Source organism: Cyanobacteria bacterium GSL.Bin1 (assembly GCA_009909085.1).
Classification (GTDB): domain Bacteria; phylum Cyanobacteriota; class Cyanobacteriia; order Cyanobacteriales; family Rubidibacteraceae; genus Halothece.
Genome location: JAAANX010000033.1, coordinates 18,819 through 34,710, shown reverse-complemented (window position 1 = coordinate 34,710; position 15,892 = coordinate 18,819). Strand labels below are relative to the sequence as shown.

Genomic DNA, 15,892 nt, shown 5'->3' with positions numbered 1-15,892 from the left:
AAATCGGCTGAACTACTCTAAGAATGTATAAACGTTCCTCTTTTAACTCGGATGAGATTGTCCAACGGGCTGAACAGTTAATGAATGCTGCGTCCAATCGCTATCGGATTACGGTGCAAGTGGCAAAACGCGCCAAGCGTCGTCGTAGTGAAGATAAAGCGCAAGACAATCTCGAAGATCCCTTAATGACGCCTCCCATCCGTGCCATTATTGAAATGTCGGATGAACTGACTCAACCGGAAATTATTGGGGAGTAATAATCATTTGGGGAAAGAGCCGATCGCGCTAACGCTCGTGATCGGTTCTGAGTAAAGAGATGAATTTAAACCATGGATCGCATTCTGAAAAAAGCACCGGGTTGGCGGCTGGGTTGGAATCCTTATGCCACCACCTATAAAGGCTTAGTCGGTAGTGATGAATGGGCGATTGAATTAACGACAACAGAATTTCAGGATTTTTGTCGCTTATTATTGCAACTGGCGACCACCATGGAAACTATGGCGCAAGAATTGGTTGAGGAAGAGAGAATTGCGTGCGAAGCGGAATCAGACCAAGTTTGGCTAGAAGTGGAAGGCTATCCCCATTCCTTTTCCCTGCGCTTGATTCTCCAAACGGGGCGTGGCGCAGAAGGGAATTGGTCAGCCACTGCGGTTCCAGAATTGATTACAGCGGTGCAGAATTTTTCTATGGGTTAAGCCTTGGGGTGATATTTACACGCGATCGCGAAAATAGGCTTGATACAACTGGCAACTAGGCAGAACACAATTCCCTTGAAATTTAACCAAGCCCAAACTTTGTAATTTAAAGGCAACTGCTTGCTCTAATTCCACCGGCGCTGTACTATGCACCACCTCTTGATAAGCCTCTAAAAGAGCAGGATGAGCTTGCAACAGTTCCCGGTGCCGATGCAAATGATGACCATAAATCCCTGCATCTGTGGTTGCTGTTTCGAGAAACTGAGACAAATCCAGTCCTTGGGATAAATGAAAGAAGGCTTGTTGTAATAAGTAGGGATGTCCGGCAATCAGTGCCATCAATGACTGACACTCGGCTTCGGTGAAATTGAGTTGATAGCGTTGCGCTAAGGCAATGGCTTGGCTGCCGTTGAAGGGTTCGAGTTCAATGGGCAAGCCAACGTTAAAGGGCGACTTGTTAATATCTAAGGGAATGTAAACATCTGTGGAATGGACAATCATTAAACACAAATTCTGCCACAGGGGATTGCCGCTTTCGCCATAAGAGGCTTCTTCATACCAAGAGCGTAACAGACTAAAAAAATCATCGGCAATTTCGGGATGAGCAAAGACTTCATCAACTTTATCCAAAGCCAAAACAAACTTGCTATTGAGATGAGGGAGAATGCAGTCTTCAAAATAAGCCGTGCAGTTACTTTTACTGCCAAACGTTTCACTCCAGTAATCACTGACTTGATAGGGCAATTGCAATTTGCGCGTAATCGCTGCACAAAACCAACGCAGAAATTGATCTAAATCTTGAAAAACAGCGCGATCGGCTTGTTGTAAATTTAAAGCAACCGTCGCCACTTCTGATGAGGCTTCTTTAGCCGCCGCAAGAATTCTGACCATCAAAGACGTTTTACCCATCTGAGCGGGAGCTTTAATGCGAATGAGGATGCCTGATTTGGTAATTTCGCTGTAGCAACGCGTTTCTACGGCAGGACGCTCGATATAAAAGGCAGAACGGAGAGGAATCGGTCCATCTAGAGACTGGCTTGGGGTTACAGCGTCAGTGAGAGGAGAGGACTGTTGTGAGAGAGGGGGATTCGCTTGGGCTTTGCTGGCTAAGAGGGCAATTAAGCTGGTTTTACTCACTTTTTCCCCAAAACTAGCTGAGAGAATTTTCCATAACTTGGGACCCACATCATGCTTAATATATTCCGGTGCGTACCCACTTTCTAAGGCAATGTCATCATAGGTTTTACCGTACCAAGCCCCCCGCAAAACTTCAATTTCAATATTCTTTAAATGGCGAGACACCTGAGAAAAAACTGTGGCATCAACAATGGTTAAGGCAGTTTCAAAGGTAATGGGTTGATTCTCGATTAGGGTTTTCATCTCTGACTTTTGATTTCCACTCCAACGATTCAGCAATTGGTAAGCTCACCTTTCCCTGGCTTTTGCACTCTCTCAATTTCACCTCATCACCAGCAAGGAAACTTACTTTCTACCTCTAGGATGATTGATGTTGTCTGTATTGGTAAAGATCAGTTCCTTAAACCCGAACCTGATCTTGACTTTATGTCAATTATATGATTATCCTAAATCGGGTTTGCTAAAAGAGTCACTGGGCGGGGGAAAGTGAGGGAATAACTCATTACCATTCGTTAGTTGCCTGGCGAACTCTCCTTCGTTTGGAAATTATTTTTCTGCACGAGAAGCGAGAGAAAACCTTAAGAAGGGAGTGGAACCCCCGTACCAGCACCCTCATTCAAATGACCCCCAGCCGGAACCGCACCCGAAAAGACTAACCCCCGTTGAGCATCCAGACTTAAGATTGCCCCTTCTCGAATCGTTTGCGTTGCTTCTTCAAAACCAACAATGACAGGAATCCCCAGGCGTAAACCAATCACTGCCGCATGGCTCGTCAGACTGCTTTCTTCAGTGATAATTCCTGTTGCTTTACGGATTGCCTCAACATAATCAGCATTCGTCTTGGGAACCACTAGAATTTCCCCAGGACGAAAGTTTCCCACATCGTTCGCACTTTTTGCCACACGGGCGCGACCACTAACGGTACCGTGACCAATGCCCACCCCCCGACCCAAAACCGCAGTCACAACTTCTACTTTGATCAAATCAGTTGATCCGGAAACACCTTGCAAAGTGCCGGCAGTCATGACAACTAAGTCTCCTTCTGCCAGTAGCCCTTTTTCTTGCGCGACATTTAAGGCAGCTTTGAAGGTTTGTCCAGTAGACGGTAAATCTAGAACGAGCAGAGGTTTCACTCCCCAAACCAGTTGCAGTTGACGCGCCACATCAACATGAGGCGTGACCGCTAAAATGCGGGTCTGCGGACGGAATTTTGAAACATTTCTCGCCGTTGCCCCGGTTTTGGTTAAGGTCATAATGGCAGCAGCATCCAACTGACGGGAAATTTGACTAACTGCACTCGAAATTGCATTGGGAATAGTGCGTGTTGTATCGAGTTGGTCGGAGGGCTTGGGTTTTTCCCGTTCCATGCGGTCGGCAATTCGCGCCATTGTGGCTACCGCTTCTACGGGATGTTGTCCAACCGCGGTTTCATTGGACAGCATGACCGCATCTGTCCCATCTAAAATTGCATTGGCAACGTCAGAAACTTCGGCGCGAGTAGGACGAGCATTGGCCACCATGCTATCTAACATTTGAGTAGCCGTAATGACAGGAATTCCCAAACGATTTGCGGTTTGAATCAGTCGCTTTTGCAAAATGGGGACATCTTCGGCTGGTAATTCAACGCCGAGGTCACCGCGCGCTACCATTACCCCATCACAAAGCGATAAAATCGCTTCCATCTGTTCAATGGCTTCATGCTTTTCAATTTTGGCAATGACGGGCACAGATTTGCCGGCACTGGAAATAATTTCCTTAATCTCTAAAACATCTTGGGGGTTGCGGACAAAACTCAAGGCGATCCAATCAACGCCTTGATCTAAACCAAACATTAAGTCCCGACGATCTTTATCCGTTAAAGCACGAACGGATAAATAGACTCCTGGAAAATTGACCCCTTTATTATTGGAGAGAACTCCCCCAACTACAACACGCCCATGGACCTCCTTTTTCTCTGGATAGACTTCCTCGACTTTCATTTCAACGCGACCATCATCAAGCAAAATGGTTGCACCGGGAGGAACTTCCTCAGCCAGTAAGTCATAACTGACATAACTTTTTTCTTGAGTACCCATCATCGGATCGCTAGTGAGAATAAAGGGATCTCCTTTGGCCAGAGTAATCGAACCCTTTTCAAATTCACCGAGGCGAATTTTCGGTCCTTGTAAGTCTTGTAAGATGGCAACGGGTTGATTGAGTTCAAAGGCGGTTTGACGAATCAGGCGGATGCTTCTTTGGTGATCCTCTTGGGTGCCATGAGAAAAGTTGAGTCGGAGGGTGGTCGCCCCTGCTTTAATTAAATCGCGCAAGACATCGGGTTTGAGTGTGGCAGGACCAACAGTCGCAACAATTTTCGTTCGGCGGGATGAATTTTGCAGTTCCATAGATGTCCTTAACAAGCGGCGGTGGCTCAAAAGTGGGTCTTTGCTATCTTCTCACAAATCCCGTGACTAGCAAGCGGGAACATTAGAGATAAAAGCGGATGTAGCCAACAATATACAATAAATCAATGCTAAAAATAATCCCTTTGCTTACTCCAGATTTGAGTAAACTGATGGCAAAGGGGGTAACCGCAAGGACAAATAAGACTTCTGCTAAAGCGACAAAATGCCCATAGTGAGAGTGATCCCAGTAAGATAGGGGACTAATAAAGCGATAGTCACTGAAGGGAAAAAAGTGGCGATGGGCGTCATCATGATGAACTGGAAAATCAAGGAGAGAATGGCAAATGAGGCTGGTACAGAATACTACTCCACTTTGCCAATGCCAGTATAGACAGAGGATTAGACTGATCGCAGCCAAGGGAAAAGAGTGGAAAAGGGCAATTAGGTTTTGCCACAGGGGATCATGGTAAGCGTTTCCCCAAATTTCCTTTTCTGGCAGTTGGTAAACCCATTTTGTGATGCCATAAAAAATAAAAATGGGGAGATCGGGTAGAATTGCGCCCAACGTAATGGCAAGGTTGGCATGGGGGGCAATGGTGTTGCCCAGAAAGACAAGATTGAAAATATAGTGACTGGGGGTATTCACGGTTTATTGTCCTGTGTATTGGACGCGATAAATGCGGTTGTTAGCTTCTTCTGTCAAGAGTAAACTGCCATCGGGAAGAACCTGTACCCCCACTGGACGCCCCCAGGTACGGGGAACACTGGGATCGGTCAGGAATCCGGTCAGGAAATCTTGATAATCGCCTTCGGGACGATTTTGCTCATTAAACGGAACAAACACTATTTTATAGCCGGTACCGCGATCGCGATTCCAAGACCCGCGAAAAGCAACAAAGGCCCCATTACGATAAAATTCTGGGAAGGTCTTGCCGTCATAAAAGGCTAAACCCAAGGCAGCCGAATGGGATTGAAATAAAACATCAGGGGTGCGAGTTTTTGCCGCCAGTTCCGGTTCCTTGCTTTTCCCGTTATTACTTTGTCGCGGATCCAGTAAACTCGGTTTGAAATAGGTATAGGGCCAACCATAAAATTCACCGGGTTCTAAACGGGTTAAATAGTCGGGAACTAAGTCATCGCCTAAACCATCTCGTTCATTGACAGTAGTATAGAGGGCTTGCGTTTCTGGATGAAAGTCTAACCCAACTGGGTTGCGTAAACCAAAGGCAAAGGTTTCTTGATTTGAGCCATCTAAGTTCATGACCTGTACGGAAGCACGGGGGAGCGGCTCTTCACTGACATTACTGCGGGAACCAATGGATACATAGAGCTGGCTTTGATCGGGGGAAAGAACAACATTTCTCGTCCAATGTTGCCGATAACCGCCACCGGGAAGATCCGCAATTTTTTCTCCCTTGTCCATGAGTTGTTCTTGCCCTTTTTCGTAAGGGTAGCGACGCACTGCATTGTGATTGCCTAAAAAGAAATAATCTTCGGTAAATGCCATGCCAAAGGGAATATCTAAGCCATTGTCGGCAGTGGCAAACACTTGCGAGACATCAGCAACCCCATTATTATCCGTATCTTTTAATAACCGGATCCGGTTATCCCGAGTTTCAGTCACTAACACATCTCCCGAGGGGGTTAAAGCCAGCCAACGGGGATTATTTAAATCTTCAGCAAAAACGTTAACGGTAAATCCTTCCGGAACCTTGAGTGTCGGTTGGTCTGGAATCGGACTCACTTGTGGCGGTTTCGAGGCACTTTCCGTGGCAAAAGGGGGCGGTAAATCCTCTATTTTAATCTGAATGGGTTGTGGCGTAAGAGGTTGAGTGGCAATTTGCTTTGCCTGCTCAGAAGATGATGGTTTGTCCTCTGATTCTGCCAATTGGGAAGTGGAGGGAGCGGTGGTACACCCAACAATTCCAGATAAAAGGAGCGATGCAATTACAACCAGGTTACGTTTCATATTCGGTTGGGCGTCAGTGCATGATTACCCAACCTATTTTAAACGTCTCGGGAGAGATTAAAGTGATTGGTTTTGCGCTTTTAGGGCGCTGTTTTCCGGTAGGGTGGGTTCGGAAGCAGTGGCAGAAGGCCCGGGATCGGTTTTGTAGTTGTTTAAGATAGCACTGGCACTGGCCACAACGTCAAGATCTGCATCTTGTAAGGCGCGAGTTAAGAAAGGAATGACGGCTTCGGAACGAATTTTGCCGAGAGATTGAACGGCACATTGGCGAACTAAGGGCGCGCGATCGCAGCTGAGGTTTCCTAACTGCTGAAGCGCTTGTTCTACCTGATCATCGACTGTTTTTTCGGCAATCAATTGACCAAAAGTAAGTGCAACACCAGCGCGAACCCGTTCATCTTCATCCCAAGCATAAGCTTCGACTTGAGGAATAATTGTCGTCTTCTCTTCATTTCCCCAAGCCATTAATTGCTCAACTACACGTTTTTTTTTGCTTCATCTTCATCAAAGAGATCAAAGAGGCTATCTAATTCCTCATCAGCTGTACTTTTTTGTTGAGTTTGAGATTGATCCTTTGCTGTTTCATCATCAGAAAACAAAGCGTCTAACTCTTCTAATTCATCTTCCTCACTTTGACTGGCAGTGCCGTTAGCAGGGGTTGCTGTTTCCTTAACATCAGCAAAGAAAGCATCAAATTCGTCATCATCAAAAGCTTGAGTTTCATTGCTGGTTACTGTATTGAATTCTTCTTCATCATCCAAAAAGAATTCATCTAATTCTTGCTGACTGGTTGTGGCTGATTCTGCGGTTGCAGAACTGGTACTCAGTTCGTCATCAAACAGCTCATCAAATTCATCAGTTGCTGTTGCTTCCTCTGTTGGACTCGCGGTGCTAGCTGACTCTGCACTCAAGTTCGTGTCTACCTCTTGAAAACTGGTTACTTCTTCCCTAACTTCTGTCTCTTGGGGACTAAAAGTGGTTTCCGGTTCTTCAAAGGCAAACTGAGTTTTGGGTTCTACCGATTCAGTGGTGTTTGCACTGGTCGCTTCAACTTGAGCAAGCTTCTCTTGCGCTGAAGCAAGTTCTTGGTTCAGTTGTTCAAGCCGCTCTTCATATTCGCTTCTTGTTTGCGCGATCGCGCTTTCTTTTTCTTGTTCCAACGCTTCCATTTGTTGTTGATAGTGGGCGTTGGTACGTTGCAGTTCATTTTGTAACTCTTCTACCTGAGCTTGATAATTTTGTTGGGCTATTAGTTCTTGACGCGTCTCTTCTAGTTGCTGACGGAGTTGTTCTAACTCGGCTTGGGCATTTTCTCGGGCGGCAGCAATTTCTTGTTCAATCTGCTCATCAATTTGTTCTTGCGTTCGCGCTTGGTAATCTTGCTGTAAGCGTTGGGTTGTTTCCTCAATTCGCTTTTGATGTTCTTGTTCTAATTGTTTCTTTTGCTGTTCTAGCTTTTTTTGATGGTTCTCTTTGAGTTGTGTGATTTGATCTCTCATAAACAAGAGAACTCCGACACCACCAATAATTAGACCTACGAGAGCACCTACGATAGCACCAATCATTTTTATTTCTCTCCTTTAATTTTTGAGCATGATTTTTATCACTGAGCTTAACACTAATCGCCACGAAAACAAGTGCAAGCAGATTTGATTCTGACTCGTCTTAAAATTTTACCGATGAACACTCAACTAATATCCTATAAAAAGAAATCAAACTGAATCTTATTCCGAGTTTTAGGATACATGAAAAATTGGTTCACTCCTTTCATTTCAGGACTGCTAGTGACAAGTTATGCCACTTTTCCAGCGTTGGGGGAAACAAAACAAGAATTAACTGTGGTTTATCCTCCTCAAAAGCACCAGACAACAGCTGATCAAATCTTCCTCATTGGGACGGCTCCCGGTAGAGTATATGTTAATGGTACCCCTATCGAACAGAGTAGAGCCGGACACTTTGCTCCGAGTTTCCCCCTAGACATGGGAGACAACCAATTTACCTTACGTTATCAGGATCAAGAAGTTAGAATCCAAGTGACTCGGGTTCCACCCTTTCCCACTCCTCCTGCTACTGGCGGTTTTGCCTCTGAGTCTCTTGTGCCTTCCCAACCCATGACTCGTCAGGTAGGAGAATTGATTTGCCTAGAAGCAATGGGTTCACCCCAGGCTGAGGTGAGAGCAACTTTAGATGAGCAAGTCATCCCGCTGTTGCCTCAGGCAAGACGTGCCCTTCCTCCAAATTATGCGGTTTTAACCGGAGAAAATGCACCCCTTTTTCAGGTTACCCAACTTTATCAGGGATGTTTCACTACAAAAGTCGCTGGAAATTTAGGTAATCCCACTTATACAATGCAATTGGGTGACCAGACCATTACTGCTTCTGATACAGCTGATATCACAATCCTAACGCCACAAGAGTATTCAGTGGTGGAAGTGACGGTAGATACAGGCGCAGCCCGAACCGGTCCCGGCACGAGCTATTCTCGTCTGACGCCCCTGCCAAAAGGAACAAGAGCAACCGTCACGGGACGGGACGGGGAATGGTTACGTTTGGCTTATGGGGCTTGGATTAATGCTGAGGAGACACAAATCATTCCTGATGCTGTTCCGCCAAAAACCTTGATTCGCAGTATCAAAGCCAAACCAGAAGCAACCACCACTGAAATTAGTTTTCCCTTGCAAGTTCCTGTACCAGTGAGCGTGGAACAGGGGGAAGCAACCTTTACGCTGACTTTGCATCATACGATCGCGCAAACCGATACCATCCATTTCGATGACGATCCCTTCATTAAACGCTTAGATTGGAAACAAGTTGACCCTGAGACAGTGCAATATACTTTTCATTTGAAGTCACAACAACAGTGGGGCTATCGGCTCAGGTATGAAGGAAGCAATTTGATTTTATCTCTGAAACATCCACCAAAGCGTGATGCAGAATTGAATAAAACTCTAGCTGGCATGAAAATTGTACTTGATCCAGGTCATGGCGGAGATGAGCTCGGGGCAAAAGGACCCACAGGATATCCTGAAAAGGTAGTGAATTTGACGGTTTCTCAGTTGCTGCGAGAGGAACTCGAACAACGAGGCGCAATCGTTTATATGACCCGCGAGAGCGATCAGTTTGTCTCTTTAGCAGACCGGATTGCTTTCATTAATGAGGTCAATCCCGCGATCGCGCTTTCCATTCACTACAATGCGCTTCCCGATGATGGAGATGCCATTAATACCTCTGGGATCGGTACCTTTTGGTACAATCCGCCCGCCCACGACTTGGCGGTTTTCCTTCACAATTATCTGGTTAATGAGCGCGATCGAGATTCCTATGGTGTGTTTTGGAATACGCTTGCCCTGACTCGTCCCCACACGACCCTCGCTGTCCTTTTAGAACTCGGTTTCATGATTAATCCCACTGAATTTGAATGGATTACCGATCCCCAAGCGCAAGAAAAACTGGCAGCAACTATTGCGGATGGGGTTGAAGTTTGGTGGAAAAATCAGCAAGAAAAAGTCAGCGCTGAGTCTTCCCAACGCTGAGCAATGATAAAATCATCGGCAGATTCAGTTATTGATTGGTCCAACCTTTTTCGGCTTGGGAGAGGACATAAGCAGCAACATCTTGAATTTGTTCGTCACTGAGTCGTCTTCCGTAGGCAGGCATCGCGTTTTTACCATTTCTCACTTGGTGCGTGATCGCTGCTATAGAATCCATATTGTATTTCTCCAGGGCATCTTTTCCCAAATGTTTGTCTGCGATTACAGTGTTGATGCCGCCACGATGACATTGGGTGCAATTGGCTTTTGCCATGAAGACTTGTTTGCCGTTTTCGAGATCCGCAGCCTCTCGACTTAACTCGACTGCACTGGCTTCTGATTTTGCCTCAGCAACTTCTTCTGTTTGCTCTGGCTGTTGACTCATTTCTGGAGTGGTTTCCGTTTTAGAGGCGGGAGGACTTTGAGCGTCAGAACTGCCACAACCTGTGATTAAGAAAGCTACCACAACGAAGAGTGCAAGTATTTTTTTCCCAACCATGTTTTCACCTCCTTAATTAACGGATTTGGATTCTGCAACTTCCCGAACTGAAATCGGTTCCTCTTCTTCTGAGCGATCTGGTGTTAAGCGGTCACTGATCCAATTCCCAATAAAGGTATCCAGGGAAAAGATGCCACCGCCATTGACTGCAAAGAACAAGAAAGCTGCCGCATAGATACTGGCTAATTCTAAGTAGGGAATACTCAAGCCCGCGACTAAAATATGATGGTAAATCGCTACTGCCATTGTCGCCACATTCAGTAGCGCTGCGGGTCGAGTGAACAGTCCCAATGCCACTAAGGGGGCGCCAATTAATTCCGCATAGCCGGCAACGTAACTAAAGAAAATCGGAAACGGTAAACCAATCACTTCTACATAAGCCTGGGCAAAGGACTCAACATCAGAAAGTTTATCAATACCGTTATGAATCATAAACAGTCCGATGACGACCCGTAAAATTGCCCAACTGCCTTGAGACCAGTAGTTGGGTGCAAGGTTCGACCGAAAGAGTGCAGACACTAGGCGTTGCATTTGACTTCATCCCTCCTTTTGTTTGTGCTGCAAATGCAAGTCATTGCCATTAGATTCATTAATTATTGTATAATCAATTAGTTATTAATAACCATCAAACCAAGGTGGGAAAATGAGAGAGCAGGAACACCTTGTTCCCTATTGGTTGATTCCTTTCACACTATTCAAGATTCCACAGCTTTAGGATGTTTGTATACCTGTAACTTCTCAACAGTTAAACCGTATGATAGGTTGAAGAGCAATCAATATTTTTAGGTTGCTATCCCGTTATGCAACTATTCTTCCCGACGTTAGGGTTACCGAAGTTAGTTACGGTGGCGATCGCGCTTTTGCCCCTCAGCTTGAGCGGATGTAACTCAGTTTCTGAACCATTAAAGCTCTCCACCGGGTCTCCCACTGGCTACTACTACCGTTTGGGACAGGTCATTGAAGCTTCAGTAGAGGACACCGTCAACCTTGATCTTCAAGTTCAGGAGTCTGAGGGCTCGCTGGATAATCTCCAACAGCTACTAGAAGGGGAGATAGATGTAGCGCTCGTACAACTCGATGTGGCAGAAGCCAAGATGAAAACAGGGGAGATCAAAGCGATTGCGGTCCTTGCGGAAGAACATATCCATCTCATTACTCGCCAGACGACAGTTGCCAAAGCTGATGCTGAACCGGTTACACTCTCTGATCTCAATAGTAAAACGATCGCGATCGGCACACCAGGTAGTGGGATTCGCTTTACGGCGGAGCAACTCCTCCAAGCGGCTCGACTGGATACGCCGAGTAGCATTCAAACCAATGATGTCGGCTTTAGCGAGGCCTTGGATTTATTAAGCCAAGGTCAGGTGGATGCGGCATTTTATGTGGGGCGTCTGGGAGCCAACGAACGCTTGCGAGAGGCTTTTGCCAGCGACCCCTCCCTGAAGTTATTATCGATTTCCTCTGGTCTAACTAACTTTCTGGCAATGCAAAAACCAGGGGTTTACAGAGCTGCGACGATTCCCGAAGGCATCTACGGTGTTTTTCCCAACGTCCCCAATCAAACAGTAAGCAGCCTTACCACGCCTACAGTGCTAATAACTCGCCCAGATGCCAATCCCAAGACAGTTCGCCTCATTACTTGGTCGCTCATTGCAACCGCTCGGCGCTATGCAACTTTCTATCCTGAGCTACACTCGGGCGATCCAAATTTACTGCTACGTCAGGGATTATTCTTCGTTCATCCCGATGCCGTGGATGTCTATGAACATGGGGATCCGCGTCGGGTGTGGGTTCGCTATTGGGAAAACAATAGCGATTTACAAGCTGGGCTCTTTCTCCTCGTAGGGACGAGCGTTGCTGGCATGGTGTTGCGGTATTGGCAGAAGCGGCAATCTCAACATCTGGTTGACCGCACTCATCAGCGCATTATAGAAATTAACGAACGGTTAACCCAATCGCCTCAAGAAGCCCTCGGGGAAATTGAAGAACTCAGCCAGGATAATCGACTGCAATTTATTGCCGGTAAGATTCCCGATGATGTCTATGCTCAGGTCCAACAGACAACTCAAACCTTTAGCGATCAATGTCGCTCGGTGTTAGATCAACAACGTCGTGAGCAGATTCTGAATACCTTACTCCTACTAGATGATTGGCAAGAGACCTTGCAGAGTGACCCGGAAGCTGCGCTGAGCAAACTGAGCCAGATTAAACAACAATATCGAGAGATGCTGCTGTCCAATCAGGTAGATATTCAAGCCTACATGGAGTTAACGGAGTTAACGCTAATTTCCGTCATGACCCTCGCACCGAAGCCAAAACCATCAGCAGAGACAATACCGGTACCATCTTCTTCAGAATAGAGAGGACTATTCCTGCATCCCTGCATAGAGCAGACGAGCAAACAAGCGCGCTCCATCATCGTGCTTCAACTCTTGGTAAGAAGGGGGCTGGCGGACACCAATCGCCCTCAGGTCGCTCAACAGTTCCGGATGAAACTGACAGGTAAAGGAACGACGCACTTCTTTGGTTTCAAAGTCTCGGTAGTTAATGCAGGTCGCTGAACATTCCGTTACCACTTTACCTTCTTCTGCTGTAGAACAGAGAATCTCAACCGCATCTGGCAGCTTAATCAACCAAGACAGAGGGCTATTAGCAATAATATGACGGCAGGGAATCAAGGCATTGTGCAATAGACGGTAGGCCCAGTTAGCAAATAATATCGCCTCTTCATTCACTTCATCGGAATGAAACATGGAAATATTCAGCTCATGTTCATACTGGATCGAAGTATCAATCACCCCTTCATGTTCGTCAGCGGCCACCTCATGTGCCAGAATTAGGTCTTCCGGAACATCAGAGCTAACCAAATCAGGAGATTGATAGGGAATCAGTTGACGATTGCCCACTTCTTTGGTCTCATTCGGCCCGACAGCAAATTCTGGATGATCCCAACCCACAGCAACGATATGCCCTTCACCTTTTCTCACTGTCAGAGATTCTCCGATTGCTTGAATTTTACGGCAGACAAGCTTGAGGCCAGACAGGAATCTGTCATTGGAATCGGCAATCAAGTGATCCGTTTTCAACACTTGAGCAACGGCCTTTTTAATCAAACTGACATGGGCATGAGCGGCAAGTTGATGACCGAGATAAATCAAGAGAGCAGCGGCACTAGTCTGCGCTCGCGAGAGGAGGATTTGCTCAACCACTTCAACCGTCTCTTCGTGACTACAGTTGGCCCCAGCAAAGCTGGCTGGGTCGCGCACTGAAGAATCTCCTCCCTCAACCACAATCGCTACACTTGCGCTAATTATGGGAATCAGCTGGTCAAGGTTGAAGCTGCCAGAGGCCCAAATGGGAAACACAATCGAGTCACAGTCGGCAATCTTTTGGGCAATGTAAGCAACGTTGACTGAAGCACGAACGGGTTCACCGAGAGGGTTATAGCCCACATGTTCCCAAGGTTCGATAATCGCGATCGCGTTCCGATATAGCTGTGGATTCAGCATTAGTTTTTCCAGGGCAGCTTGGGAATCGATTACTTTTTCTAACGGCTGACCTTTCCCCCATGCAAACGTTTCATTATCAGCAAGCAGTGAGCATTCAACTAAAGGATTCGGTGAATCGCGATTAGCTAAAAATCGACCTAACAGGATATGAATGGACTCAGCTTCAGACCCGGATGTGCTGAGGTAGCCGGATTGCTGACGCCATTCATCTAGGTGGTTGGATGTTTGAGAATTTTGGGCTTGAGGCTGTTTTTGCGTATGGGTCATCTTAAGAGATATCTTGACTAGATGGCATTCTGATGATTAGAAATTTAGCCTCATATTAATCTGAGTTGGACATAAGAAAATGATTAATAATGACTACCTGAGTTACGATGATGGACTGCCGTCACTTTTTCCGGTTCAAGGACTTTCCCGGATTTCGCTATCCCATAGACAAGCCAGTGATCGCCGCATTCCATGCGATTTTGCACTTGTAATTCAATATAAGCTAAGGCTTGTTTGAGAATCGGACAGCCATTTTCGGCTTCTTCGGTTTCAATGTCAGCAAAGCGATCTTCTCCCGGAGAATAGTTTTTCATAAACTGCTTTTGCAGTTGTTTCCCTTCCGGTAGAATATTGAGCACAAAAGGACTGCCCACGTGCATTAACGACTCGATCGCGCGTTCTTTGGCGACCGCAACGGTTAATCCGGGCGGCGAAAACGTCGCTTGCGAGACCCAAGAAGCGAGCATTCCGTTTGCTAATTCCCCTTTTTTGGCTGTCACGACACACAAAGCACCGACCACCCGTCCTAACGCCTGTTCCGTGCGCGCTGCTTGAGAATCGGTTACACTTTGGCGTGCCGCTTGTTTTTTCTGTTTCCGTTTCAGCTTCTGGGCAAAATCAGTTCCCGCTTCCTCGCAGTATTTCAAGGTGGCATCGGTGGGCTTAAACTTGACGCGAATCGGATCAAAGCCGAAGCGAAAACCAGCATCTTTAATTTTTTGTTCCAGGAGATCGATGGCTTCGCCACTCCAGCCGTAAGATCCGAAAACAGCCGCAAGTTGTGTTTTTTCCGCATTGGCAAGGATAATGCCTAACGCCGTTTGCACTTGCGTCGGGGCATGTCCGCCGAGAGTGGGTGAACCAATAATAAAGCCTGCGGTGTTTTGGAGAACCGATTTAATTGTTTCAGGATCCGCAAACTCACAGTTAATAGACTCCACTGCGACACCCGCTTTGGTCACACCGCGCGCGATCGCGTTGGCAACCGTTGCCGTATTCCCATAAGCTGAAGCATATAAGAGGACAACTTTTGTCGCTTGGGCTTGTTGTCCTTGCAGCCACTCTCGATAGGCATTGGTTAATTCATGAAACCCGTAGCGAACAATCGGACCATGACCCGTTCCATAAATCTGGGCTGGTTTCCCTTGGAATTTCTCTAAAATACTCCCCACTTGACTAGCATGAGGGGCCATCAAACAATCAAAATAGTAGCGACGGTCCTCCTGGTACACTTGCCATCCTTCATCAAATATTTGTTCCCCACAAACGTGCGCCCCAAAAAACTTATCTGTAAAGAGAATCCGCGTTTTTGGGTCGTAAGTACAAAGTTGATCCGACCAGCGCGGGGTTGGGGTTAATAAAAATTCTAAGCTGTGACCTTGACCTAAATCGAGCGTTTCCTCTCCTTTAATCACCCAATAATTCGCTTTGGTTTCCCCCAAAAGTTTCTCTAGGGAAATGGCTGCTGGGTTAGAACAGACAAGCGTCACATTAGGAATGAGCTTGAGGAGAGCTTTCAGCGTTTCAGCCCGATTGGGATTAACATGACCGAGAACGATATAGTCAATTGCAGCGGGAGAAATGCGCTGCTGCAGAGCATTCAGAAAAATTTCCGTAAAGGACTCCCCTGGTGGATCAAAGAGTGCAGTTTTGTCTGCTTGAATAAGATAAGAATTGGCGGTTGTACCGCGTTGTAAGCCATATTCAATTTCAAATTTCAGCCGATCCCACGTCCGAGACCGATAAACTGTTGTTTCAGAAGCAATGGGAAGGACTTGTGTATCTCGAGGTTGCATAAGAATGAATAATGAATGATGAAGTGATAACCAATGACTAATGACTAATGACTAATGACGAATAACAAATGACTAATGACTAATGACTAATGACTAATGACTACTT

At 46.3% G+C, this 15,892-nt stretch carries 14 protein-coding genes; 4 read left to right on the top strand and 10 right to left on the bottom strand.

Features of this window, described 5'->3' with window-relative positions; translation table 11 throughout:
• Positions 1–23 precede the first annotated feature (23 nt).
• The gene (locus GVY04_02030) at positions 24–257 is read left to right on the top strand and encodes a DNA-directed RNA polymerase subunit omega (GenBank protein ID NBD14952.1); all 234 of its coding nucleotides are present in this window, start codon (positions 24–26) and stop codon (positions 255–257) included.
• Between the two features lie 72 nt (positions 258–329).
• Complete coding sequence (locus GVY04_02025; GenBank protein NBD14951.1) at positions 330–695, top strand: DUF1818 family protein; 366 nt, start codon at positions 330–332, stop codon at positions 693–695.
• Between the two features lie 15 nt (positions 696–710).
• Here GVY04_02025 and GVY04_02020 read toward each other — a convergent pair whose 3' ends face one another.
• The 6 genes from GVY04_02020 to GVY04_01995 all read right to left on the bottom strand — a co-directional run bounded on the left by GVY04_02020 (position 711) and on the right by GVY04_01995 (position 7,750).
• On the bottom strand, positions 711–2,075 hold the full coding sequence (locus GVY04_02020) for a hypothetical protein (GenBank protein NBD14950.1): 1,365 nt from the start codon (positions 2,073–2,075) through the stop codon (positions 711–713).
• Positions 2,076–2,410: 335 nt separating this feature from the next.
• A complete protein-coding gene (pyk, locus tag GVY04_02015; GenBank protein ID NBD14949.1) occupies positions 2,411–4,216 on the bottom strand; it encodes a pyruvate kinase in 1,806 nt (601 codons plus the stop codon).
• Positions 4,217–4,298: 82 nt separating this feature from the next.
• Positions 4,299–4,862, bottom strand: a complete 564-nt coding sequence (locus tag GVY04_02010; protein NBD14948.1) for a hypothetical protein — start codon at positions 4,860–4,862, stop codon at positions 4,299–4,301.
• A gap of 3 nt (positions 4,863–4,865) precedes the next feature.
• Positions 4,866–6,185 (bottom strand): sorbosone dehydrogenase family protein, encoded by a 1,320-nt coding sequence (locus tag GVY04_02005; GenBank protein ID NBD14947.1) that lies wholly within the window; start codon positions 6,183–6,185, stop codon positions 4,866–4,868.
• A gap of 57 nt (positions 6,186–6,242) precedes the next feature.
• The gene (locus GVY04_02000) at positions 6,243–6,650 is read right to left on the bottom strand and encodes a hypothetical protein (GenBank protein NBD14946.1); all 408 of its coding nucleotides are present in this window, start codon (positions 6,648–6,650) and stop codon (positions 6,243–6,245) included.
• 11 nt (positions 6,651–6,661) lie between these two features.
• Positions 6,662–7,750 (bottom strand): hypothetical protein, encoded by a 1,089-nt coding sequence (locus tag GVY04_01995; protein ID NBD14945.1) that lies wholly within the window; start codon positions 7,748–7,750, stop codon positions 6,662–6,664.
• A 180-nt stretch (positions 7,751–7,930) separates the two neighbouring features.
• Here GVY04_01995 and GVY04_01990 point away from each other — a divergent pair, with 180 nt between their 5' ends.
• Positions 7,931–9,718: an N-acetylmuramoyl-L-alanine amidase gene (locus GVY04_01990; protein ID NBD14944.1), complete on the top strand. Its 1,788-nt coding sequence runs from the start codon at positions 7,931–7,933 to the stop codon at positions 9,716–9,718.
• 28 nt (positions 9,719–9,746) lie between these two features.
• On the opposite strand, the gene GVY04_01985 is transcribed toward GVY04_01990, so the two are convergent.
• Together GVY04_01985 and GVY04_01980 are read right to left on the bottom strand one after the other, a co-directional pair.
• The gene (locus GVY04_01985) at positions 9,747–10,214 is read right to left on the bottom strand and encodes a c-type cytochrome (GenBank protein NBD14943.1); all 468 of its coding nucleotides are present in this window, start codon (positions 10,212–10,214) and stop codon (positions 9,747–9,749) included.
• A gap of 12 nt (positions 10,215–10,226) precedes the next feature.
• Positions 10,227–10,745 (bottom strand): DoxX family membrane protein, encoded by a 519-nt coding sequence (locus tag GVY04_01980; protein ID NBD14942.1) that lies wholly within the window; start codon positions 10,743–10,745, stop codon positions 10,227–10,229.
• Positions 10,746–11,014: 269 nt separating this feature from the next.
• Between GVY04_01980 and GVY04_01975 the strand changes: the two genes are divergently transcribed.
• The gene (locus tag GVY04_01975; protein NBD14941.1) at positions 11,015–12,574 is read left to right on the top strand and encodes a TAXI family TRAP transporter solute-binding subunit; all 1,560 of its coding nucleotides are present in this window, start codon (positions 11,015–11,017) and stop codon (positions 12,572–12,574) included.
• Between the two features lie 6 nt (positions 12,575–12,580).
• On the opposite strand, the gene GVY04_01970 is transcribed toward GVY04_01975, so the two are convergent.
• Both GVY04_01970 and GVY04_01965 read right to left on the bottom strand, forming a co-directional pair.
• The gene (locus tag GVY04_01970) at positions 12,581–13,990 is read right to left on the bottom strand and encodes a hypothetical protein (GenBank protein ID NBD14940.1); all 1,410 of its coding nucleotides are present in this window, start codon (positions 13,988–13,990) and stop codon (positions 12,581–12,583) included.
• Positions 13,991–14,073: 83 nt separating this feature from the next.
• The gene (locus tag GVY04_01965) at positions 14,074–15,786 is read right to left on the bottom strand and encodes a flavin oxidoreductase (protein ID NBD14939.1); all 1,713 of its coding nucleotides are present in this window, start codon (positions 15,784–15,786) and stop codon (positions 14,074–14,076) included.
• Between the last annotated feature and the right edge of the window lie 106 nt (positions 15,787–15,892).

What these genes read in the sequence shown, in the direction of transcription:
- GVY04_02030 (NBD14952.1), top strand. Translation starts at nt 24, where the DNA reads ATGTATAAACGTTCCTCTTTTAACTCGGATGAGATTGTCCAACGGGCT.
- GVY04_02025 (NBD14951.1), top strand. Translation starts at nt 330, where the DNA reads ATGGATCGCATTCTGAAAAAAGCACCGGGTTGGCGGCTGGGTTGGAAT.
- GVY04_02020 (NBD14950.1), bottom strand. Translation starts at nt 2,075, where the DNA reads ATGAAAACCCTAATCGAGAATCAACCCATTACCTTTGAAACTGCCTTA.
- pyk (NBD14949.1), bottom strand. Translation starts at nt 4,216, where the DNA reads ATGGAACTGCAAAATTCATCCCGCCGAACGAAAATTGTTGCGACTGTT.
- GVY04_02005 (NBD14947.1), bottom strand. Translation starts at nt 6,185, where the DNA reads ATGAAACGTAACCTGGTTGTAATTGCATCGCTCCTTTTATCTGGAATT.
- GVY04_02000 (NBD14946.1), bottom strand. Translation starts at nt 6,650, where the DNA reads ATGGCTTGGGGAAATGAAGAGAAGACGACAATTATTCCTCAAGTCGAA.
- GVY04_01995 (NBD14945.1), bottom strand. Translation starts at nt 7,750, where the DNA reads ATGATTGGTGCTATCGTAGGTGCTCTCGTAGGTCTAATTATTGGTGGT.
- GVY04_01990 (NBD14944.1), top strand. Translation starts at nt 7,931, where the DNA reads ATGAAAAATTGGTTCACTCCTTTCATTTCAGGACTGCTAGTGACAAGT.
- GVY04_01985 (NBD14943.1), bottom strand. Translation starts at nt 10,214, where the DNA reads ATGGTTGGGAAAAAAATACTTGCACTCTTCGTTGTGGTAGCTTTCTTA.
- GVY04_01980 (NBD14942.1), bottom strand. Translation starts at nt 10,745, where the DNA reads ATGCAACGCCTAGTGTCTGCACTCTTTCGGTCGAACCTTGCACCCAAC.
- GVY04_01975 (NBD14941.1), top strand. Translation starts at nt 11,015, where the DNA reads ATGCAACTATTCTTCCCGACGTTAGGGTTACCGAAGTTAGTTACGGTG.
- GVY04_01970 (NBD14940.1), bottom strand. Translation starts at nt 13,990, where the DNA reads ATGACCCATACGCAAAAACAGCCTCAAGCCCAAAATTCTCAAACATCC.
- GVY04_01965 (NBD14939.1), bottom strand. Translation starts at nt 15,786, where the DNA reads ATGCAACCTCGAGATACACAAGTCCTTCCCATTGCTTCTGAAACAACA.